Genomic DNA, 18963 nt, shown 5'->3' with positions numbered 1-18963 from the left:
GCAATGTCAAAAAAGTTTACTACCCTAGATTATTGTCAGTACTTGCTAAGTAGTCAGATAAACTACACAATCACGAATTTAGCAGAACATATAGAAGGACATAGCCATGACAAGATCAACCGATATTTGGCATCCCAGAGATTAACACCGAGATTGCTATGGCAGAATGTGAAATTAACAATTGTGTCAGACGAAGCCGAGTATATGTACATACTGTTTGACGACACAGTATTAGATAAACGTCATGCCAAGCAGATTGAGATGGCACAAAGAGAATACAGTGGCAACGCACATGGAATCAGACTGGTAAACTGTGTGTATGTAAATGTCAAACGGCAAGAATTTTGGGTAGTAGACTATCGGGTTTATGACCCAAATGGTGATGGCAAGAGTAAATTAGATCATGTGTCCGATATGCTTAAAGGGTTGATCAATATCAAACAATTACCATTTCAGACGGTGCTGATGGATAGTTGGTATGCTACACAACGGTTGATGGCAGAAATTGATAATATCGGTAAAATTTATTACTGTCCACTAAAATCGAACCGTCTGGTCGATGATTCTGGTGGAGTGGAAAAATATAAACGGATTGACCAATTGGATTGGTCTGAACAGGAACTGTTGCAGGGAAAATTGGTCAAAATCAATAAATTCCCCAAAGATAAGAAGGGGAACCTATTCTGGGTCACTGTTTCTCCAAGCAGGACAGAATTTGTCGTGACCAACGACTTAACTCAAGACTACACCCCTGAAGTACTAGCTATTTGCGACCTCAGGTGGAAGATTGAGGAATTTCATCATGAATTCAAACAATTGACTGGTGTTGAGGCTTGCCAATGCCGTAAGTCTAGAATTCAGCGTAATCATATTGCTTGTGCCATGCTGGTATGGAATCAGCTCAAGCGTTTAGCTTTTCATGTTGGTAAAGCTATCCATCAACTTATGTTTGTAATTATTTAAAATCTCAACTCATAAATCCTTCTATTCCTATGAATCTTGCCTAAGTCTTAACTTTAAAACAGTGCATAGTGGAAAAACACGCCTATCAAAAGTTGTGTAATCTTGGAATGCAGGAGAAGGTAAATAGAATTGGGGAATCCAAAATGATAAATAACCTAAGTTGCTACCCATAGATTAACGCTAAGAGCAAGGACAAAGAGCATAGCTTTAAGCTCAAATCCCTTAGCCGTGAGAGCATGAATTGATTTAGTTAGCATTCTGAATATACCTAACACAAGCAGGTACAGGTCTGATAGAGTTTATTTTCACATCGCAGACAGGTGAATTTTGCCATCCTCAAGTAGTGTGCATCTTCAAACTCATAGTAGTCTGCATAGACGACACTGCCTGCGGGTAAATCAAAATTAAATACTTGAAGAGCCTTATCATCGGCAAATCCCCCAGGAGAGATAAAGAACTCAATAGGTTCAACTTTTTCTGTGACCATTAAATTTACTTTGACTCCGTAGAAATATTGGCTTGAAAACCTCTGTAGCTTTCATCTTTGTACATCCTTGACCTAGAAATCTGAATATTGTCACATACTGGAATTGGAAAACTATCAATACTGTAGATTGACTCGGCATTTAAGCATGACCAATATTTAACTAAAGTTTCTAAAAATACTATCAGTTCTAGCTTATGTAATCTCCGATTAAACCGACTACGGCTTAGCATTTTAGGTATTAAATTCGGGGTATCTAATAATTCTCTGGCTTTCTCTATATTTCCGCCAAAAGATATTCCTGCAATGTTTGCTGTAGTCATTTCTTTTGCATCGCTCATTTTTTGTTGGGGATTACTGTAGTGACCTTAGTAAATCATCACACAGGCAATATAGAGCCTGTTTCATATTTATTATGAGCAAGATTTATGATGCTTAGAAAATGCTAAATCCATACTCAAGTAGCCTAACAGATAAAGAATGGGAAATTATAGAACCATTGCTCCCAAAGAAAAAGCAAACTAGACCGCCAACTTGGACAAAAAGACAAATTTTAGACGGCATACTCTACCAACTTAAAAACGGTTGTAATTGGCGAGATATGCCCCGAGACTTACCACCATTCTCTACAGTGTATCGATACTACAAGGAGTGGAAAGATACAGATACATTTACTGCGATTATGGAAGCTTTACATGCAACAGCCCGTGAACAGTCAAAAAAAATCAAAATGGACAACTTTAATCATCATTGACTCACAAGCAGTGAAAAATACCTGTAATGCAAGTATAGAATCCAAGGGCTTCTGCTCCTACAAAGCAACTAACGGGATCAAAAGACATTTAGCCGTTGACACTCTGGGATTTCCTTTCTTTACCTATTTAACAAGAGCAAATGTATCAGATGACCAAGGACTGATTGAGATGTTAACGATTAACATTGATTACTTCAAATCGAAGCCAGATGACATTACCCTAACTACGATATTGCTGGATAGTGGTTATCATATCGAAAAATTGACGACTGATTTACAGAAGGTTTATCCTGAGATTATGACTAAGATTAGGTTTGAAATTTCTCCTAAGGTATCAAAGCAACAGAAGGCAGAAAAAGGTCTGTCTGGGTTTGTAGTTGTGCCGACAAGGTGGGTACTTGGGTTGAAAGATGCAAAATCTTAGTTAAGAACTTTGAGAGAACTCTCGTTAATGCTACAGCTAAACTCAATCTTTGCTTTATTCGCTTGATGCTAAAAAGAATTGCTACTCATGAGATATGAAACAGGCTCTATATAGCTATAATCTTGTCATTCATTTATTTACTGCTGCAAATCTACTTTTTAATTTTGTAGCAGTATTTCTTTATCTTTGAAACTAGCAACTTTGCTTAAATAATAGAATGCTAATCCGTAAACTTTTTGACTGTACTGAATTTCTGGGGGGAGATCGCACGATTTTGAGAGAATTATTGCACCCTGACAAACAAGCAGTAAGATTACGTTATAGCCTTGCCCATGCCATTCTGCCTGTAAGTCAAACTTCCCAAGCCCATGCTTTAACTACTTCTGAGGTGTACTATATCTTAAGTGGTGTGGGAGAAATGCACATTGATAATGAGAATAAAACAGTAGAAGCGGGTGATGCCATTTATATTCCACCCTATGCCAAGCAATTTATTACAAATATTGGGACTGAACCTCTAGTCTTTATCTGTATAGTTGATCCCGCATGGCGTAAAGAAGATGAAACCGTATATGTCTGAAATATTTAACCAAGTATTTACCTTAAGTAGCGAACATATTGCCCTGTGCGATCTCCTTAAAGTTTGCGGGATTACCCATAGTGGAGGTGCGGCGAAGCATCTGATTGCCCAAGGACATATTGAGGTAAATGGGATCACCGAACTGCGCAAAACCTGTAAGATTTATGCTGGATTTAAAGTTACAGGTTGGGACTTTGAGATTAATGTAATTACTGCTTCGGCTTGACTTGCTTCTACTTGTAGTTAGCTAGAAAGGCTTTTTATTATCAATGAGAATCTATTCAGTAGCACCTATATCAAGAAGAATTTTGATAGCCACTTGATTTCTATTACCTATGGTATAAGTTAAAGCAGTTTTTCCATATTCATTTCTAGCATTAACTTCTACACCCTTAGAGATAAGAAACAAAAGCATCTTTAAACAGTCATAGGTATAATAAGAACAAAGAAACGATAATAAACGACCACCCTAGTAGTTACGATCTTCAATATTTGGGATGGAATCTAGTAAAAGACTGATTACCTCTTCTGGAGAGAGATTTTTAGAATATAAAGCATACGTAAGTCCTGAAAAAATTGTTTTTTGTTTTAGTCCGTTAATTTCCGAATCAAATAAAATGTCAGAGCCTGAATCAATGAGGAGTTTGATAATTTCTGTATCTACTCTTGTAAAAATTTCATTTCCAATCTGAGTATCAATATGATAAAAAAGGCGTTGCAGATATAGGTATGAAATATACAAACCTTAGAAATTAAAGCTTATGCTGGATATTATTCCTAGCCTTTAAACAATATTTGGTTCATACTAAACTCTGCAACGCCAATTACAAACATAAGTTGATGGATAGCTTTACCAACATGAAAAGCTAAACGTTTGAGGTGATTGCACATCAGCATGGCACAAGCGATATAGAGTCCATTTGACATCTACAAATGGTAGTATAAAGCTAAAATGCAGTAGACAAGCAGCTTAAGAACCCATTTAAGAATTCATGGGGGACAAATTTCTGAGCATTATGCGGATTAAAGACAAGTATAGAGCCTGTTTCATATCTCATGAGTAGCAATTCTTTTTAGCATCAAACGAATAAAGCAAAGATTGAGTTTAGCTGTAGCATTAACGAGAGTTCTCTCAAAGTTCTTAACTAAGATTTTGCATCTTTCAACCCAAGCATTTGACCTTTCAATTACCCACCTTGTCGGCACAACTACAAACCCAGACAGACCTTTTTCTGCCTTCTGCTGCTTTGATACCTTAGGAGAAATTTCAAACCTAATCTTAGTCATAATCTCAGGATAAACCTTCTGTAAATCAGTCGTCAGTTTTTCGATATGATAACCACTATCCAGCAATATCGTAGTTAGCGGAATGTCATCTGGTTTCGATTTGAAGTAATCAATGTTAATCGTTAACATCTCAATCAGTCCTTGGTCATCTGATACATTTGCTCTTGTTAAATAGGTAAAGAAAGGAAATCCCAGAGTGTCAACGGCTAAATGTCTTTTGATCCCGTTAGTTGCTTTGTAGGAGCAGAAGCCCTTGGATTCTATACTTGCATTACAGGTATTTTTCACTGCTTGTGAGTCAATGATGATTAAAGTTGTCCATTTTGATTTTTTTTGACTGTTCACGGGCTGTTGCATGCAAAGCTTCCATAATCGCAGTAAATGTATCTGTATCTTTCCACTCCTTGTAGTATCGATAGACTGTAGAGAATGGTGGTAAGTCTCGGGGCATATCTCGCCAATTATACCAAATCGAAGAGTATAGGCTACAGATGGTATAAATATATAAACCGAGTTCAAAGAAAAAAATGGCAGGAGTATACAAATTAGAGATCAAAGAAAGTGAAGAAGAGCTAAAACATATGCTGAGAGTGCAAAAGACCGCATCAGATAAAGAAAGAATTCAGATGCTGTATCTGTTAAAAACAAAACAAGCAAGCACAATCCAGACAGCATCGACAATACTGGGACGGCATCGAGTTACATTGCAAGATTGGTTAGGGAATTATCGCAAAGGGGGAATAGTAGGACTATTAGGACTAAACCTAGAACAGGGCGAAAACAGAGTATTCCACAATGGGCGCAGAAAGCATTGATAAAAAAGCTGGAAGAAGCAGAAGGCTTTGAAAGTTATGGGCAGATCTGCCAATGGTTAGAGAACCAATTAGGAATCAAATCAAACTATAAAACTGTGCATCATCTAGTCCGATATCGGCTGAAAGCCAGACCGAAAGTGACACGTCCAGTCAGTGCAGGAAAGTCAGAAGAGCAAGTAGAAGCATATAAAAAACCTTGCCAGTATTATAAGCATGATTGCCTGGTTCGGCATTAATATAATCGGACTAAATGGCAAAGTGAGATTCTTTTGTCAAGATGAAACACGAATTGGGTTAAAGACAATTAGTGGAAGGAAGATCACAGCAAGAGGAGTCAAACCCAAAGGTAAAGTTCAGTGGCAGTTTAAGGCAACTTACCTCTATCGAATTGTAGAACCATCAACAGGGGAAAGCTTTTTCTATGAATTTACTCACCTTAATAGTGAATGCTTCCAAGTATTTCTGAACTTAGTAAGCGCATATTTTCAAGGTGACATCATCGTTATGCAAGTGGATCAAGCAGGAGCACACAGAGCAAAACGGTTAAAGATTCCTAAAAATATTATTTTGCTATTTCAGCCTGCCCATGCACCTGAGACTAATCCCATTGAAAGAGTGTGGCAGCATTTCAAATTAGGGTTGAGGTGGAAACTGCCAAAAGATCTTGACCAGTTGCGTGCATTAATGCGGGAAAGGTTAGAAGTTATGACTCAAGAGGTAATTGCTTCGATTGTTGGGTGGGATTATATTTTAGAGGCTTTATCTGTAGCTCGTATTTAACGATTTGGTATTACAACCGTTTTTGAGTTGGTAGAGTATGCCGTCTAAAATTTGTCTTTTTGTCCAAGTTGGCGGTCTAGTTTGCTTTTTCTTTGGGAGCAATGGTTCTATAATTTCCCATTCTTTATCTGTTAGGCTACTTGAGTATGGATTTAGCATTTTCTAAGCATCATAAATCTTGCTCATAATAGATATGAAACAGGCTCTATATGCTTTATTAAATGGGTTCTTAAGTAGGCTCTAAAAGATTTAGATAAAACTTGGGGATTCCTGAAGAGAGTGCAGGCGGTGATAAATACCATTTTGGGCTAGAAGTGCCTGATGGCTTCCCACTTCTGCAATTTTGCCCTGATCTAGTACCACAATTTTATCAGCCTCCCGCACTGTACTCAGGCGATGGGCAATAATAATCATGGTTCTTGTCCCTTGTAATTGGCTCATTGCTAGCTGAATTGCTCGTTCGGATTCATAATCTAAACTTGACGTTGCCTCATCAAAGATCAAAACATCTGGCTCCACTAATAAAGCCCTAGCAATTCCTAGTCTTTGTCTTTGTCCTCCCGACATTCTAACTCCTCTCTCGCCAACTATGGTGTTGAAGAAACTGAACATAACCAGCAAGAGGTCGAGTTGAGTTGCTTTTTCGCATAGCTGAGAGCTGGATATTTTCGGCTTCAAGCAACAAATCCTCAATCTCATAATCGTTGTAAGCTCTATCTGCATAGACCACAGAGCCTTCAGGTAAATCAAATGGAAATACTCTCAAGCCCTTAACATCAGCAAATGAACCATTAGTTAGAAAAAATTCCACAGGCTCTCCTGACTCCGTCACCATCAGATGAATTTTAATACCATAAAAGTATCTTCTCTTGCTGGCTTGATAGCCTCGATACTCTTGTTTGCCATCATAGATTTTTGACCTTGGAATGCGGATATTGGCACAGACAGGTATGGGAAAACTATCAATGCTGTAAACCCATTCCGTGTTTAGTTGTTTCCATGTTTGCCCCAACGCTTCAAACAATATCAACAGCATTTGCTCAACTCGATATAGTCTGCGGTTGAAGCGACTTCGGCTAAGCATTTTGGGGATGTATTGTAGTTCTGATAAATATTTTCTTGCCCTCTCGTAATTTCTACAAAAATACATAGTGGCAACTATAGCGGTGGTCATTACTTCGCCATCACTCATTTCTTGTTGTCGATCACCACGATGATTCATTGCTCTTAGAATGTCATCGCATAAGCAATAAATCGCTATAATTTCATCATTCATTTTTCTTGCTGCTACTTGCATCTTTTCCTTTGTAGCAGATTTCTTTCCCTCAGCTATTAGGTAGCAACTTGGGTTATTTAATTCAGACTATCAATTGGAAGCCAACCAGTTCAGGTAAAGGGTTTATACCTATGCTCAAAGGTTAGAAGGGCTTGTATGGAGTATAGATGCTGAAAGAAATTTATTATTGTGATCGTTTTTGCTTATCGGTGATTGCTGCTAATGGGTACCGTGAATCCTATTGATCATGTGTGATGTTTATCTTGGGGTATTGATTGCCTAATAATAACCAAGAGTCTAATTAACTCACTAAGGATTCACAGTAGATATATACACCTGTTATATTAACAGTAGCAATGCTTATAATATCTTTGTCGATTAGTACAAACCTATTAAGTCAGTTAGTAAGCAAATGAATGATTTTGAAGACAATTCCGATTGGGAAAAGCTAGTTGCTCTCAGTGATGAAGAGCTTAAAGTCGCCATAGCAGAGCAAAGCAATCATCCTCAAACTCACGGACTTCAGGATAATCAAGATTTTGCCCTATCTGCATCTATTAACGAATTAGGCGAATCCAATGACAAGTTAGATGGAGCCGAAATTGTGCCAACATCAGATCAAGGTAAAGTTAATGATGCAAACTTAGCTGATGCTGAACCAATCTGGAATCAAGTAGTAAGCTCAGAGGTAGGAACATTAACCTTTGACTTTTCAGAATCGACAGAGGCAACTATGACTCAAGATTGGGAGCAAGAAGTTATTCCCGAGGTTAACGCCCATGTATCTGACATCATTGATGACATTCCCCCAGATTGGGAAGCTTTAGGCGCTATAAGTTCTATTCCCAGTGATGATGATGTTGCTATTGGTAATACTTGGGAAACCGCCAGTGATGATGTGAATACGGCATTTATGAAAGAATGGGAGGAGAGCGCCGCACGCATTTCAGAACTGACTGGTATAGATATATCGGAAGATATCAAGACGGAGGGAAATGACTTAAGTTCTGGTACACCAAAGGTTGAGCCTAAGCCTGAATCTAAAATTGCCCCTGAAATCGAAAAGAGGACTGAGAAAAATCAATATATCCCTGGTAGTGATGAATCTGGACCACTGCCTCCTTTACCAGTATTACGTCCAAAAAAAGCCCACCCTAAAAAAACTAATCGTGCTAACTCATCTGAGCCAGATTGGTTTGATAAATATCACGATCAATCCCAAGACACAGGTGTTCCCTCTCAATCCCCACCTCAGTCTATGGAACCGAAACCTAATTATCATTTTGATCAATTAGCTGAAGAGATTTGTGATAACGATCAGTTTAGTTGGACAAGCTTAAACCAAAAAGTGCAAAGCCAGCCTCAACCAAAGCCTGCTACTGTTTGGACTCCTGGGGAAAAGATCACTGTAGATTTAGAAGACGACCTTCCAGAGGCAACGGCAGTATGGAATTATAATCCCCCTGAAACATTTACTGAATCTTTTGATGAGATTCCTGAACCTAAGCCCAAGTTTGATTTATCTACTACGATTAGCTTCCTACAAACTCTGCAAGATCAAGTATGGCAAAAATTTAAAATTCCAATCCTAGCGATCGCCACTCTTGGAGGATTATTTGCAATTTATTCTATTCCCTTTGTGCAGAGAGCAGTAACAGAAGCAGGATTAAAATCAGGAATGCTCAAAGATGCCAGTCAAAAAGACCTATCGGGAATTAATTTTCAGGATGCTAGATTAGATCGGGTTAATTTTTCTGGTGCTACCCTTAAAAATACCAATTTCAAGAAAGCTAACCTTAACGGGGCAATTTTTAATGGCGCTAACCTCAAGGGAGCTAACCTTAGTGGCGCTAACCTCAGGGCTGCTGACCTCAGAGATAGTAAGATTGAACTCGAAGGTGAACTGGCTACAAAACTTGAGAAAAAAGATTTATTAATGTGGCAAATTGTCAACCAACCTAGAGCAGGTAGAAATCTGAGTAAGCAAAACTTAGATGGTTTTTATTTGAGTGGGGCGATGTTAAAAGGGGCAAATCTAACCGAAACAAGGCTAGTTTGGGTTAATTTAAGTAATGCTGACCTATCCAATGCCCAACTTAGTGGTGCCGATTTAACTGGGGTAAATTTCCTGGGGGCAAAACTAGCGGGAGCAAACCTATACGGAATAACTTGGAAAACCCATGAACCTCGTACAGACGCTAATACAATTTGTCCTAATGGCAAGAAAGGTCCATGTAAATTTAATTAAGTTTTAAGTCTGTGCAGAATTGAATTGGCAGTACTATTAGCTTTTACTTTTTTAATTATTTGTTTCAGTGGATAAGCTTTTGGTAAATCCTCCCGTAGCCAATGGATGGACATAGAAGTGGAAATGGCAATCCAAGCAATTTGGGCGTAGCTGTTATCAATATTTGCCAAAACTATGCTGTTAATTACACTTAAACTTAGGCTTGGCAGGATGTGTCCATAGTCTAAAAATATGTTAGCAGCACTGATTAAAATACTATCAACTAGGGTACTGCCCAAAAAATCTAGGATCGGGAAAGGTAATAACAGGACAGAGATCGCTTTGATCACAAATATGCCACTGGCAAAGGTGCGATCGGGTAAAAACTGATCTAATTGATCTAGTTGGGCTTGGACAAAATTGCGATGAATCTCTAGGAGCGATCGCATGGTATTAATTGCTAAGAGAGCTTTCCCATCTTGATTGAGTAAGTCCAGAAGTTTCTGTTTTAAAGCTTGGACATCATGGGGGGGATATTCCCAACTTTCTTGAATAGCATTAGCATTGTTATATTCAACACGAACACGGCGGGGAAGGGGTTCGGCACTCGTAAAAATGATCTCATCAGGTGAAATTAGTACTTGTAATTCTGGATTTTGCAATGCTTCATGAATTAGTTTGCGATCGCTGGGGGGATACAAATCAGCTTTATTGAAAATTAGGAGAATCGGTTTATGTGCATGGTGTAATTGGGCGATCATTTCTAGTTCATAGCGAGTTAGGTCTTTACTAGTAATGAATAAAATTAAATCAGCCTCATAAGCAGCATTGATCGCAATTTGTGCCCTTGATTCCCCTTCAACTTCATGTAGTCCAGGCGTGTCGATCAGCTTAATTTGCACTTTGGGTGAGTCTAAATCCGTATCAGCATAATTTAAGCTAACAGTGGTGCCTTTGAGCGGACTGGTGCGCCAATTTTTTCGCCCGTGTATAGCGTTAAGTACAGCCGTCTTACCAGAAGATGCTAAACCCACGGCGGCAATAACAAATATATGATGTTTGAGCTTGGCTTGAAGGCTATGAATTTTACCAAGATCACTTTCATTCATACGCTTAGCATATTTATGAAGGTAATGATCAAGGCGATCGTTTGCCCAAGTTACAGGATCATCTTCATTGTATATACCAGCGTTCAAAGTTAAATATTGATCACGACTACATAACTATAGGGTAAATATAAAACGTCTAAAAGCCAAAACTGCGAGTCATTAAACTAGCAATGGCAATCATACTCACCAACCACATGAGCGATCGCAGAATCGGCACATCGGCAATATAGCCCACACTATACAGAAATCGTGAACCCAAAAAGCCAATTACTAACAGGCTGGTGTACTCTGAGCTATGTTCAGTGGTATAAACCATAAGGGTGGCAGCAGTAAATAGCATAAATGACTCAAAGGAATTTTGGTGCGCCCAAGTTGCCCGTTTGGCATAATCAGGCAGGCGATCAAACATTGCCCTCGGTGCGCTCATGTCAAAATCGTTAGTTAGGCGAGCATAGGCAACAAATATATAGGGAAAATATACTAAACCAGCAGAGATCGCCAATCCATAGAGCAGAAACTGAGAGGTAGAAATTGATAAATTCATAGATAAAATCGCCGCAAATGTAAAAAACCTGACATAAATCTGAAACATTTTAACATTTCATAACAATTCACAGAAATTAAAATGAGATAGCCTACAATCTCGAACTATGCTTAAAAATAAGTTATCGGCACTTTGGCAGTTTAGTCGCCCCCACACCATAATTGGTACTAGCCTGAGTGTTACGGCTCTGTACCTAATGGCAGCCAGTTCGGGAGCATCCATTGCTAACTCAGCTTTAATATGGTTGTCAGCAGCGATCGCCTGTATCTGCGCCAATATTTACATTGTGGGGTTAAATCAAATCACAGATGTAGCGATCGACAAAATTAATAAGCCCCAATTACCCCTTGCCGCTGGAGATTTTACAGTTAAACAGGGATGGCTCATCGTTATTACTTGCCTACTATGGGCGATCGCTTTGGCATTAGCAGGAGGAAAATTTTTATTATTAACTGTGACCCTGAGCTTAATCATTGGCACCATATATTCTCAACCACCAATTAGATTAAAAAGGTTTCCATTTTGGGCATCCATGTGTATATTCTCAGTGCGTGGACTAGTTGTGAATATCGGTTTATTTCTCCATTTCAATTACAGCTTAAATAACAGCTTAGACATTCCCCTAAAACTTTGGCTACTAACTATATTTATCCTGATATTTACCTATGTGATTGCTATATTTAAGGATATGCCAGACATTGAGGGCGATCGCCAATTTAATATAGCTACACTTTCTATTCAGTGGGGGCAATTGTCCGTATTTAATCTATCTCGTCAGATACTCTTAAGCCTATATACTATAATAACCATAATTAGTATAACTAGCTGGCTTACTGATTTTTCAATTAATATCAATAACCTAGTTTTGATTGTAACTCATGGGATTTTAGTAGTTGTTTTTTGGCAAAGAAGTATAATTGTTAATTTAAGCGATCGCCAAGAAATCACGCAATTTTATCAGTTTATTTGGAAGCTATTTTATTTAGAATATATTATTTTCCCCCTCGCCAATATTATCCAGTTTATTAATTAATCTAATAATTAACTATCGAATGTCTAAACTTATTTATCTTTCTAAGTCAGACTTCAGAATTGCTAAAAGCTGCCCCACCAAACTATATTACAAGAAACTGGGATACCCTCAAAATCAAGAAGAAAATTATGGTTTTTCCTTTAGTGCTTTAATTATTACTAAAATAGCTCAACTACTCTACAAGAATGGGATAGAAATTTCGGTAAATACTGAAGATGAAGATGGAGTTATTTCTGGTATTAATGAAACTAATATTAAGCTACAAGAGAAAAATATTACTCTATTTAAACCCTTAATTTATCATCAAAATAAGCTGGCTAGATTGGATATTCTAGCTAAAAGAGATCATAAATTTGATTTAATATATATTAAGCCTAGAGCAATTGATATAAAATATAAACCTCTGTTACGAAATAAAAAAGATGGCAAAATCAATTCAATTTGGAAAGGATACTTAGAAGATATTACATTCCAAGTCTATATTTTATCTGAGTTATTAGCTAGTTTGAATGATCAAAATAATCAATTTGAGATTAATACTTATTTATGTCTGCCGATCAAGGATAAACTATGTTTAAGTTGTTTAGGTTCAAATTTCTCTATTTTCTCTGATTATGAATCTAAGAACAAATCTGATTATAAAATTGAATATTTAGGTAATATTGAAGAATTAAAAAAAGATCATATTTTACAATTTATCAATGTAAATCGGGAGATCGAAGAATTAAAAGAAAAAGTTATCAGAAATACAAACAACTACCTAGAAAGTATAGTTAATGGTTTTCATAAAATCCCCACACCTATTAATAAGAATTGCAAGAATTGTGAATTTAGACTCGATCAGTTAACTAATAGCTCAAATGCAGATACCAGAAATGGATTTAATGAGTGTTGGAATCATAGCCATCCTCAAAATGATCATATTCTCGATCTATATCAAGTTGCTAAAATCGGTGAATATAATAATCCTTTAATTAATACTTTAATTGCTGAAGGTAAATCTAGTCTCTATGATATTCCTATTGAAACTTTAGATCATCACAGCTTTAAAACCAGACAAATCATTCAAATTAAACACACCAAAAAAAATCAAGAATGGATTTCTGAGCAGTTAGCGGAAACTATTAATACTTGGAATTATCCTTTACATTTTATTGATTTTGAAACCTGTCGCTTAGATATTGCCTATGATCAAACAATTCGCCCTAACGAGCAACTGGCGTTTCAATGGAGTTGTCATACAATTAGTACCCCCACTTCTGAATGTATAAACACAAGCTTTATTGATATTAGTGGTGAATTTCCTAACTTTAAGTTTGCCGAAGCACTAATGGAGCATATCGGTAACTGTGGCACGGTTTTAATTTGGGGAACCCATGAAAAAAGTGTGCTTAAAGATATTTACGCTCAAGTTTCCCACTATCAATATGACAATCAACGCCTATCCCTATGGCTAGAAAGTTTGATTTTTGATTCTGAGTTGCCATTAGACCCAGCCTTAAATCTAAAGTTAATTGATATGAATAATTTGACTTTAAAGTATTATTTCCATCCGTTGATGAAGGGAAGAACTTCACTTAAATCTGTCTTACCAGCAATCTGGAAAACTAATAGTTATTTACACCAAATGCCTTGGTTATCTCATTACTTGCAACGAGATCAATCGGGTAAAATTCTTAATCCCTACGAAACTTTACCCGAACTTGAAATTGATCAAAAGTATCAAGTGATCAAAGATGGTAGTGGAGCTATGCTTGCCTACCAGCAAATTCTTTACAGCCCCTTCAAGCATGATCCAGCTATTCGTGCTAAGTGGGAAATATTGCTTAAACAATACTGTTGCCTTGATACTTTAGCAATGGTGATTATTTGGACGCATTGGCAATACTTAATTGCTCAGGATTACTGCTCTAACCAAGCAATCATATCGGCTTCAGATTCTCCATAGCGAGTTTCGCCAGTTTGGGGATTGTAACCACGCCAAATGACTTCACCATTACCACTGGGCAATTTTTCAATGGATATTTCCATCGGCTCAAATAACCAATTCCATATACTCCGTGATGATTTCTGGGTTTGGGGATTTAGTTGTTGACGTTCTTGTTCCAGAAGAGATAGAAGATCAAAGTTTTGGTTAGCTCGGGCAATTTCTTGACGATGATGCAAAGATGCAGAAATACTGGCTTGATGTTTCGCTGCTAGGTCAAGATAATTACTGCTTTGATTAGAAAAGTTGGAAAAAATTGCGCTTGCCATATCCTTAGACCTCGAACTTGAAACTATATTTGTTAATAACTTTGTATAATTTACTGTAGCATAAACTACAAAAGTATTTCCATATTTATGCTGATTTTATAGAGATTTTAAGTATGCTCGCCAACCACCAAAGCTAGAAATATCTGTAGCGTTAGCGATCGCCCAGTTTTCACAGATAAAGCCTTTGACCGTTTCCCCATTTTCTAAAACCGTTGTACCAATGCCTAAAGGGGGAGGAACTTCATCTACAAATTCGCCAAATTTAGCAATATCTATTGACCATACTTCCACTTCAATCTTGAAACCTTGTTCTTGATCGCTAAGTCTTACTAAGCCAGGCTTAGGGGGTATAGTTCCACTAAGGGCATATAACCGATAGATGGGTGCAGTGTATGTAGCAAGGGCAAGAGTTGCTCCCCGACTGGTTAGCTGATGGTTGAGGGGTTGACCGCTGAGATGTGCGCCGACTACAGCGATTTTAGTTACAGAATTAGACATAGATTTTAAGATAGATTAAATAAAACAGCTTAAAGATGAGGTGAATAAATCTGCTCGTACCGTTTTCCTAACGCACAAAGGTATGGATCGGAAAAAGCAGGGGCAATTAAAGTAATACCAAAGGGTAAACCATCATCTCGAAATCCTGCGGGTAAGGCGATCGCTGCGAAATCAAGCAAATTAACAAAATTAGTGTAGTAGCCCAGATTGGTATTTAACTCTATGGGATTTGCCTCTATTTCGGCAATGCGGTAGATTGTCCCTGTGGTGGGGAGAGCTAATATATCAAGGCTATGCCTACGCCATTCTAGACTTGTCTGTTGACGGAGTTCGGCTAATCGGTAAAAGTCCGTAAATACATCACTGGCGGAGTAGTTTAAGGCAGTTTTTAGAATAGTTTGCAGTACAGGTAAAATTTCCTGCTCATGGTTAGCGAGAAATAATTTGAGGGCTGTATATCGCTCCACCACCCAAGCTCCTGCATATACAAGCTGTGCCGTCTTTTGAAATGGAGTAAAGTCAATTTTTACTGGAATTCCCCCAATTTTTTCCAATTGGACTAGGCTTTGGGCATATAGCTGTTCATACTGAGTATCACCAAAAAAGTTTAGTTCACTGGGTACCCCAAATCGAAAACTTGAAGATAAATTTGCAGCTTTGGTAGTCATTTCTATGGGTATCGAGCGAGAGTAGCTATCCGTGGGATCGAATGCAGCAGCGATCGCCATGACCTCTTCAGCATCACTAGTATTTAAAGCAAAAATTGACACACAATCCAAGGTACGGCAAGCTGGAAAGACCCCAGTTGTACTAATTAATCCTCTGCTTGGTTTTAGTCCCACAAGATTATTAAAAGCCGCAGGAACTCGCCCCGAACCAGCCGTATCTGTACCAAGGGCAAAACTCACTAAACCTTTGGCAACGGTGATCGCTGAACCTGAACTGGAACCACCACTAATAAAATCGGGATTAAAGGCATTCTGACAAGCTCCGTAAGGCGATCGGGTTCCCACCAATCCTGTGGCAAATTGGTCTAGGTTAGTTTTACCAATGACAATAGCTCCAGCCTGTATTAATCGCTCGACTACAGTGGCATTATGACTGGGATTATAACTAAAAGCAGGACAAGCAGCAGTAGTAGGCAAATCCAGTACATCAATATTATCTTTGACTGCAAAGGGAATTCCAAATAGGGGGAGATTGTTTATATCTTCTCCGCTAAGAGCTTGGGCCGAGGCAATTACTGATTCCCGCGATCGCAAGGTAATCCAGATGGAGTTATTAGACAAAGCATCAAGGCGATCGTAGATTAATTCAATCACTTGAACTGGAGAAACTTCATTAGTGAGGTATTTAGCTCTGAGGGATTGTAAATCAAGGCAGAAATTATCTAAATCTAAAAGTTTGAACATACCCCAGTAATTTTGGTAATTAATTAAGTGATTGATAGTTTTTGATCAAGATTACTGCATAATTTTATCTTACTGAGCCGAACCATTAAAATAGGCATAATAGGTAGTATTAAATAGACTTTGAATAGACTGAAAGGGTAAATATATGGAAATTATCGGGGTAATTGTTCTGGTGATCTATATCGTGGGGGCTGTGAAATTTCTCCAAGGCTTCAGCAATACTAGTTTTACGCAAAATCAAATTCCTTTAGCACTATTGTGGCCCCTGTTACTGGCAATTAATGAAAACTACCGCCGTAACTTTACTAAGGCTCTCAAGGGTAATTAATATGAACTGGTGGAAGCGACTGAGTATAAATCCCCTTGCGCGCATTGGGGCGATCTTCATCGGCATTTTGTATGGATTAACCATTTTTGCAGGGTTTATTACCCCCTACAGTATGTACGATGCTCCCAAAAATAGTGCGTTGCTACCACCCACTCAAATCTATTGGCATAATCAGCAAGGGGAATATATTGGTGCCCATGTTTATCCCACAACCCAAGGTGCAGTTGATTTTGAGACGGGGGATCGCAAACTCATAGTAGATTTTTCTAAACCTTCACGCATTCTCATATTTCACTATGGACACCTCTTTAGCACCACAGGGGAAGGACGCTTAAATTTATTAGGAACCGACGATCAGGGGCGAGATCAGTTCACCCGCTTGCTTTATGGTGGCAGAGTCAGTTTATTTATTGGCATTATTGGTACGAGTATTTCCTTTGCGGTCGGATGCTTAGTTGGTGGGATTTCGGGATATTTTGGCGGTCTCCTTGATTCTTTCCTGATGCGCTTAGTGGAAGTAATTATGTCTGTACCTTCCATCTATCTATTAGTGGCACTGGCAGCTATCTTGGATAAGAATCCATTCACCCAGTTGCCCTTTACGAATGCTGAACGATTTATTTTAATTACGGTCATTATTTCCTTTGTCCAATGGGCAGGCTTAGCAAGGATTATCCGCAATCAGGTACTATCTATTAAAGAAGAGCAATTTGTAACGGCGGCGATCGCTACGGGTGCTGACTCATTGAGAATTATTACTCGCCATATTCTGCCCCAAACTTCCAGCTTTATTGTAATTTCCGCAACCTTAGCTATTCCTAGTTTTATCGTTTCTGAATCGGTTTTAAGCTTGATTGGATTGGGAATTCAGCCTCCCGATCCATCTTGGGGCAATATGCTGTCCTTGGCTACTAATGCGTCAGTAATCATTTTACAGCCTTGGTTAATTTGGTCACCCGCAGTGTTAATTATTCTTACGGTACTTTCCTTTAATCTGCTTGGGGATGGATTAAGAGATGCCTTAGACCCCAAAAACTTAAAAGGCTAACTAGCAAGTCTGATTGGTAAACCAACCAAGGCGATCGCTGCACTAATTGCTAAAGTTGCTGATATTCTCCCAACCCACTTAATCACATCTCATGTTCGATCTTGCCATTTTGGGGTTTGAGATAACTCCTTAGATAAGACATTTATTTTTGAATTTGTTTCTTTAATAATGCTCTAGGATATGTAGGAACTGAGTAAAATTACAAAAGAATGTTTAAATTAATCATAGGAACTTTCTTTGGCATAATTCTTAGCCTAACTCTCCAAATTGGCTTGGCAACTCAAATTACGGAAGCGCAAACTTCAACTAACCTATTAGTTGCGGCGGCGGCGAGTTTACAACCTGCATTACAGAAAATCGATATGATCAATCCAGTAAAAGTAACCTATAACTTTGGTAGCTCTGGATCACTACAACAGCAAATTGAGCAGGGTGCGCCCGTAGATGTATTTATTTCGGCGGGGATAAAGCAAATGAATGCCCTAGAAGCAAAGGATTTATTATCATTTAAGGCAAATTTATTAACAAATCAACTAGTTTTAATTACCCCTAAAAGTAGTCCGATTAAACTTACTAATTTCAAGCAATTGGTAAATGAAAACATTAAAAGAATTGCCATAGGTGAAACCAGAAGTGTTCCTGCGGGGCAGTATGCCAAGGAAGCTTTAGAAAGCCTAGGAATTTTTGAGCAATTACAACCGAAATTTGTCCTAGGGAATAATGTTAGGTTTGTACTGGCGGCAGTGGAATCAGGTGAAGTAGATGCAGGCATTGTCTATGCCACCGATGCTAAGGGTTCGGATAAAGTTGTGATTTCGGCGATCGCTGATCAAAAGTTACATTCACCAATTATTTACCCCATTGGCATTATTAAATCTAGTAAAAATCCGCAGGTAGCTAAAGAATATGTGAAACTTTTGCAAAGTCCTAAAGCTCAATCTATATTTCAAGCCTACGGATTTAGAGTTCTAACTAAATAAATTTGGCTCAATAGATGTTTCGGAGAAGTAAAAGAAAGGAAGAATTTGATAATTGTGAACTTACCCCATCTAATCGATGAGGAAAACGTTAGAGAACACTGTGCCAGATTGGATGGGCAACATGAGTGTGCTGTCCCAAATGTAAAAGTTCAGAGGTGATAAAGC

Annotated in this window: 26 protein-coding genes and 2 pseudogenes; 14 read left to right on the top strand and 14 right to left on the bottom strand. The window is 38.2% G+C overall.

What is annotated here, in order from left to right; genetic code table 11:
• Positions 1-3 precede the first annotated feature (3 nt).
• A pseudogene (locus SYN7502_RS13545) lies at positions 4-1007 on the top strand (IS701 family transposase).
• A 224-nt stretch (positions 1008-1231) separates the two neighbouring features.
• Here the strand turns inward: SYN7502_RS13545 and SYN7502_RS20700 are convergent.
• A complete protein-coding gene (locus SYN7502_RS20700; protein WP_051023634.1) occupies positions 1232-1450 on the bottom strand; it encodes a hypothetical protein in 219 nt (72 codons plus the stop codon).
• Between the two features lie 5 nt (positions 1451-1455).
• On the bottom strand, positions 1456-1788 hold the full coding sequence (locus tag SYN7502_RS18415; RefSeq protein WP_051023633.1) for a hypothetical protein: 333 nt from the start codon (positions 1786-1788) through the stop codon (positions 1456-1458).
• A 101-nt stretch (positions 1789-1889) separates the two neighbouring features.
• On the opposite strand from SYN7502_RS18415, the gene SYN7502_RS19025 reads away from it, so the two are divergent.
• The 4 genes from SYN7502_RS19025 (at position 1890) to SYN7502_RS13525 (ending at position 3431) form a co-directional block, all read left to right on the top strand.
• The gene (locus SYN7502_RS19025) at positions 1890-2201 is read left to right on the top strand and encodes a transposase (protein WP_071880372.1); all 312 of its coding nucleotides are present in this window, start codon (positions 1890-1892) and stop codon (positions 2199-2201) included.
• Positions 2155-2625: a transposase gene (locus tag SYN7502_RS13535; protein WP_371257774.1), complete on the top strand. Its 471-nt coding sequence runs from the start codon at positions 2155-2157 to the stop codon at positions 2623-2625. The genes SYN7502_RS19025 and SYN7502_RS13535 overlap by 47 nt, the downstream gene beginning before the upstream one ends.
• 217 nt (positions 2626-2842) lie before the next feature.
• Complete coding sequence (locus SYN7502_RS13530; protein WP_015169343.1) at positions 2843-3205, top strand: cupin domain-containing protein; 363 nt, start codon at positions 2843-2845, stop codon at positions 3203-3205.
• Positions 3198-3431 (top strand): RNA-binding S4 domain-containing protein, encoded by a 234-nt coding sequence (locus SYN7502_RS13525; protein ID WP_015169342.1) that lies wholly within the window; start codon positions 3198-3200, stop codon positions 3429-3431. Before SYN7502_RS13530 ends, SYN7502_RS13525 begins: the two co-directional genes overlap by 8 nt.
• A 51-nt stretch (positions 3432-3482) precedes the next feature.
• On the opposite strand, the pseudogene SYN7502_RS21445 reads toward SYN7502_RS13525, so the two are convergent.
• From SYN7502_RS21445 to SYN7502_RS19835, 4 genes and pseudogenes are all read right to left on the bottom strand, one after another.
• Positions 3483-3623 (bottom strand): annotated as a pseudogene (locus tag SYN7502_RS21445) (hypothetical protein); the annotation flags it as partial.
• 51 nt (positions 3624-3674) lie between these two features.
• On the bottom strand, positions 3675-3947 hold the full coding sequence (locus SYN7502_RS13520; protein ID WP_041429490.1) for a hypothetical protein: 273 nt from the start codon (positions 3945-3947) through the stop codon (positions 3675-3677).
• A gap of 305 nt (positions 3948-4252) precedes the next feature.
• Positions 4253-4837 carry a transposase gene (locus SYN7502_RS13515; protein WP_371257773.1) on the bottom strand — a complete coding sequence of 195 codons (585 nt, stop codon included), beginning with the start codon at positions 4835-4837 and terminating at the stop codon, positions 4253-4255.
• Complete coding sequence (locus tag SYN7502_RS19835; protein WP_144050221.1) at positions 4791-5036, bottom strand: transposase; 246 nt, start codon at positions 5034-5036, stop codon at positions 4791-4793. The genes SYN7502_RS13515 and SYN7502_RS19835 overlap by 47 nt, the downstream gene beginning before the upstream one ends.
• On the opposite strand from SYN7502_RS19835, the gene SYN7502_RS20695 reads away from it, so the two are divergent.
• From SYN7502_RS20695 to SYN7502_RS20685, 3 genes are read left to right on the top strand one after another with little or no spacing between them, the layout of a single operon-like run.
• Positions 5020-5307, top strand: a complete 288-nt coding sequence (locus tag SYN7502_RS20695) for a helix-turn-helix domain-containing protein (protein ID WP_210391292.1) — start codon at positions 5020-5022, stop codon at positions 5305-5307. The two genes, SYN7502_RS19835 and SYN7502_RS20695, sit on opposite strands and share 17 nt — an antisense overlap.
• Positions 5304-5543 (top strand): winged helix-turn-helix domain-containing protein, encoded by a 240-nt coding sequence (locus SYN7502_RS20690; protein WP_210391291.1) that lies wholly within the window; start codon positions 5304-5306, stop codon positions 5541-5543. The genes SYN7502_RS20695 and SYN7502_RS20690 overlap by 4 nt, the downstream gene beginning before the upstream one ends.
• On the top strand, positions 5521-6087 hold the full coding sequence (locus tag SYN7502_RS20685) for an IS630 family transposase (protein ID WP_015167904.1): 567 nt from the start codon (positions 5521-5523) through the stop codon (positions 6085-6087). Before SYN7502_RS20690 ends, SYN7502_RS20685 begins: the two co-directional genes overlap by 23 nt.
• On the opposite strand, the gene SYN7502_RS19010 is transcribed toward SYN7502_RS20685, so the two are convergent.
• The 3 genes from SYN7502_RS19010 to SYN7502_RS21435 all read right to left on the bottom strand — a co-directional run bounded on the left by SYN7502_RS19010 (position 6067) and on the right by SYN7502_RS21435 (position 7363).
• On the bottom strand, positions 6067-6246 hold the full coding sequence (locus tag SYN7502_RS19010; protein ID WP_071880371.1) for an IS5 family transposase: 180 nt from the start codon (positions 6244-6246) through the stop codon (positions 6067-6069). The two genes, SYN7502_RS20685 and SYN7502_RS19010, sit on opposite strands and share 21 nt — an antisense overlap.
• Before the next feature lie 90 nt (positions 6247-6336).
• Entirely contained in the window at positions 6337-6654 is a 318-nt protein-coding gene (locus tag SYN7502_RS21440; RefSeq protein ID WP_041429488.1) for an ATP-binding cassette domain-containing protein, read from the bottom strand.
• A gap of 1 nt (position 6655) precedes the next feature.
• Positions 6656-7363: an IS982 family transposase gene (locus SYN7502_RS21435; RefSeq protein ID WP_371257772.1), complete on the bottom strand. Its 708-nt coding sequence runs from the start codon at positions 7361-7363 to the stop codon at positions 6656-6658.
• A 412-nt stretch (positions 7364-7775) separates the two neighbouring features.
• Here SYN7502_RS21435 and SYN7502_RS19425 point away from each other — a divergent pair, with 412 nt between their 5' ends.
• The gene (locus SYN7502_RS19425) at positions 7776-9611 is read left to right on the top strand and encodes a pentapeptide repeat-containing protein (protein WP_015169341.1); all 1836 of its coding nucleotides are present in this window, start codon (positions 7776-7778) and stop codon (positions 9609-9611) included.
• Here SYN7502_RS19425 and SYN7502_RS13485 read toward each other — a convergent pair.
• Positions 9608-10786, bottom strand: coding sequence for an Era-like GTP-binding protein (locus tag SYN7502_RS13485; RefSeq protein ID WP_015169340.1), 1179 nt, complete (start codon positions 10784-10786; stop codon positions 9608-9610). The genes SYN7502_RS19425 and SYN7502_RS13485 overlap by 4 nt on opposite strands.
• A gap of 49 nt (positions 10787-10835) precedes the next feature.
• The gene (locus SYN7502_RS13480) at positions 10836-11291 is read right to left on the bottom strand and encodes an MAPEG family protein (protein WP_246828920.1); all 456 of its coding nucleotides are present in this window, start codon (positions 11289-11291) and stop codon (positions 10836-10838) included.
• A gap of 58 nt (positions 11292-11349) precedes the next feature.
• On the opposite strand from SYN7502_RS13480, the gene SYN7502_RS13475 reads away from it, so the two are divergent.
• Positions 11350-12276: a homogentisate phytyltransferase gene (locus tag SYN7502_RS13475; RefSeq protein ID WP_015169338.1), complete on the top strand. Its 927-nt coding sequence runs from the start codon at positions 11350-11352 to the stop codon at positions 12274-12276.
• 19 nt (positions 12277-12295) lie between these two features.
• Positions 12296-14224, top strand: a complete 1929-nt coding sequence (locus tag SYN7502_RS13470) for a DUF2779 domain-containing protein (protein ID WP_015169337.1) — start codon at positions 12296-12298, stop codon at positions 14222-14224.
• On the opposite strand, the gene SYN7502_RS13465 is transcribed toward SYN7502_RS13470, so the two are convergent.
• The 3 genes from SYN7502_RS13465 to atzF all read right to left on the bottom strand — a co-directional run bounded on the left by SYN7502_RS13465 (position 14179) and on the right by atzF (position 16442).
• A complete protein-coding gene (locus tag SYN7502_RS13465; RefSeq protein WP_015169336.1) occupies positions 14179-14532 on the bottom strand; it encodes a hypothetical protein in 354 nt (117 codons plus the stop codon). The genes SYN7502_RS13470 and SYN7502_RS13465 overlap by 46 nt on opposite strands.
• Before the next feature lie 96 nt (positions 14533-14628).
• Positions 14629-15030, bottom strand: a complete 402-nt coding sequence (locus SYN7502_RS13460) for an allophanate hydrolase-related protein (protein ID WP_041429487.1) — start codon at positions 15028-15030, stop codon at positions 14629-14631.
• Positions 15031-15059: 29 nt separating this feature from the next.
• Positions 15060-16442, bottom strand: coding sequence for an allophanate hydrolase (gene atzF / locus SYN7502_RS13455; protein ID WP_041429485.1), 1383 nt, complete (start codon positions 16440-16442; stop codon positions 15060-15062).
• A 145-nt stretch (positions 16443-16587) separates the two neighbouring features.
• On the opposite strand from atzF, the gene SYN7502_RS13450 reads away from it, so the two are divergent.
• The 3 genes from SYN7502_RS13450 to modA all read left to right on the top strand — a co-directional run bounded on the left by SYN7502_RS13450 (position 16588) and on the right by modA (position 18798).
• Positions 16588-16770 (top strand): hypothetical protein, encoded by a 183-nt coding sequence (locus SYN7502_RS13450; protein ID WP_015169335.1) that lies wholly within the window; start codon positions 16588-16590, stop codon positions 16768-16770.
• A 1-nt stretch (position 16771) separates the two neighbouring features.
• A complete protein-coding gene (locus SYN7502_RS13445; protein ID WP_015169334.1) occupies positions 16772-17818 on the top strand; it encodes an ABC transporter permease in 1047 nt (348 codons plus the stop codon).
• A gap of 209 nt (positions 17819-18027) precedes the next feature.
• Positions 18028-18798: a molybdate ABC transporter substrate-binding protein gene (gene modA / locus SYN7502_RS13440; RefSeq protein ID WP_015169333.1), complete on the top strand. Its 771-nt coding sequence runs from the start codon at positions 18028-18030 to the stop codon at positions 18796-18798.
• Positions 18799-18963: the final 165 nt, after the last annotated feature.

The sequence above is a fragment of the Synechococcus sp. PCC 7502 genome (assembly GCF_000317085.1).
In the GTDB taxonomy this organism is placed as follows: Bacteria; Cyanobacteriota; Cyanobacteriia; order Pseudanabaenales; family Pseudanabaenaceae; genus PCC-7502.
This window is presented reverse-complemented; position numbering and strand designations above follow the sequence as displayed.

Excerpts from the sequence above, each read along its gene's own strand:
- SYN7502_RS20700 (WP_051023634.1), bottom strand. The coding sequence starts at position 1,450 with ATGGTCACAGAAAAAGTTGAACCTATTGAGTTCTTTATCTCTCCTGGG.
- SYN7502_RS18415 (WP_051023633.1), bottom strand. The coding sequence starts at position 1,788 with ATGAGCGATGCAAAAGAAATGACTACAGCAAACATTGCAGGAATATCT.
- SYN7502_RS19025 (WP_071880372.1), top strand. The coding sequence starts at position 1,890 with ATGCTAAATCCATACTCAAGTAGCCTAACAGATAAAGAATGGGAAATT.
- SYN7502_RS13530 (WP_015169343.1), top strand. The coding sequence starts at position 2,843 with ATGCTAATCCGTAAACTTTTTGACTGTACTGAATTTCTGGGGGGAGAT.
- SYN7502_RS13525 (WP_015169342.1), top strand. The coding sequence starts at position 3,198 with ATGTCTGAAATATTTAACCAAGTATTTACCTTAAGTAGCGAACATATT.
- SYN7502_RS20695 (WP_210391292.1), top strand. The coding sequence starts at position 5,020 with ATGGCAGGAGTATACAAATTAGAGATCAAAGAAAGTGAAGAAGAGCTA.
- SYN7502_RS20685 (WP_015167904.1), top strand. The coding sequence starts at position 5,521 with ATGATTGCCTGGTTCGGCATTAATATAATCGGACTAAATGGCAAAGTG.
- SYN7502_RS19010 (WP_071880371.1), bottom strand. The coding sequence starts at position 6,246 with ATGCTAAATCCATACTCAAGTAGCCTAACAGATAAAGAATGGGAAATT.
- SYN7502_RS21440 (WP_041429488.1), bottom strand. The coding sequence starts at position 6,654 with ATGTCGGGAGGACAAAGACAAAGACTAGGAATTGCTAGGGCTTTATTA.
- SYN7502_RS21435 (WP_371257772.1), bottom strand. The coding sequence starts at position 7,363 with ATGAATGATGAAATTATAGCGATTTATTGCTTATGCGATGACATTCTA.
- SYN7502_RS19425 (WP_015169341.1), top strand. The coding sequence starts at position 7,776 with ATGAATGATTTTGAAGACAATTCCGATTGGGAAAAGCTAGTTGCTCTC.
- SYN7502_RS13480 (WP_246828920.1), bottom strand. The coding sequence starts at position 11,291 with ATGTTTCAGATTTATGTCAGGTTTTTTACATTTGCGGCGATTTTATCT.
- SYN7502_RS13475 (WP_015169338.1), top strand. The coding sequence starts at position 11,350 with ATGCTTAAAAATAAGTTATCGGCACTTTGGCAGTTTAGTCGCCCCCAC.
- SYN7502_RS13470 (WP_015169337.1), top strand. The coding sequence starts at position 12,296 with ATGTCTAAACTTATTTATCTTTCTAAGTCAGACTTCAGAATTGCTAAA.
- SYN7502_RS13465 (WP_015169336.1), bottom strand. The coding sequence starts at position 14,532 with ATGGCAAGCGCAATTTTTTCCAACTTTTCTAATCAAAGCAGTAATTAT.
- SYN7502_RS13460 (WP_041429487.1), bottom strand. The coding sequence starts at position 15,030 with ATGTCTAATTCTGTAACTAAAATCGCTGTAGTCGGCGCACATCTCAGC.
- atzF (WP_041429485.1), bottom strand. The coding sequence starts at position 16,442 with ATGTTCAAACTTTTAGATTTAGATAATTTCTGCCTTGATTTACAATCC.
- SYN7502_RS13450 (WP_015169335.1), top strand. The coding sequence starts at position 16,588 with ATGGAAATTATCGGGGTAATTGTTCTGGTGATCTATATCGTGGGGGCT.
- SYN7502_RS13445 (WP_015169334.1), top strand. The coding sequence starts at position 16,772 with ATGAACTGGTGGAAGCGACTGAGTATAAATCCCCTTGCGCGCATTGGG.
- modA (WP_015169333.1), top strand. The coding sequence starts at position 18,028 with ATGTTTAAATTAATCATAGGAACTTTCTTTGGCATAATTCTTAGCCTA.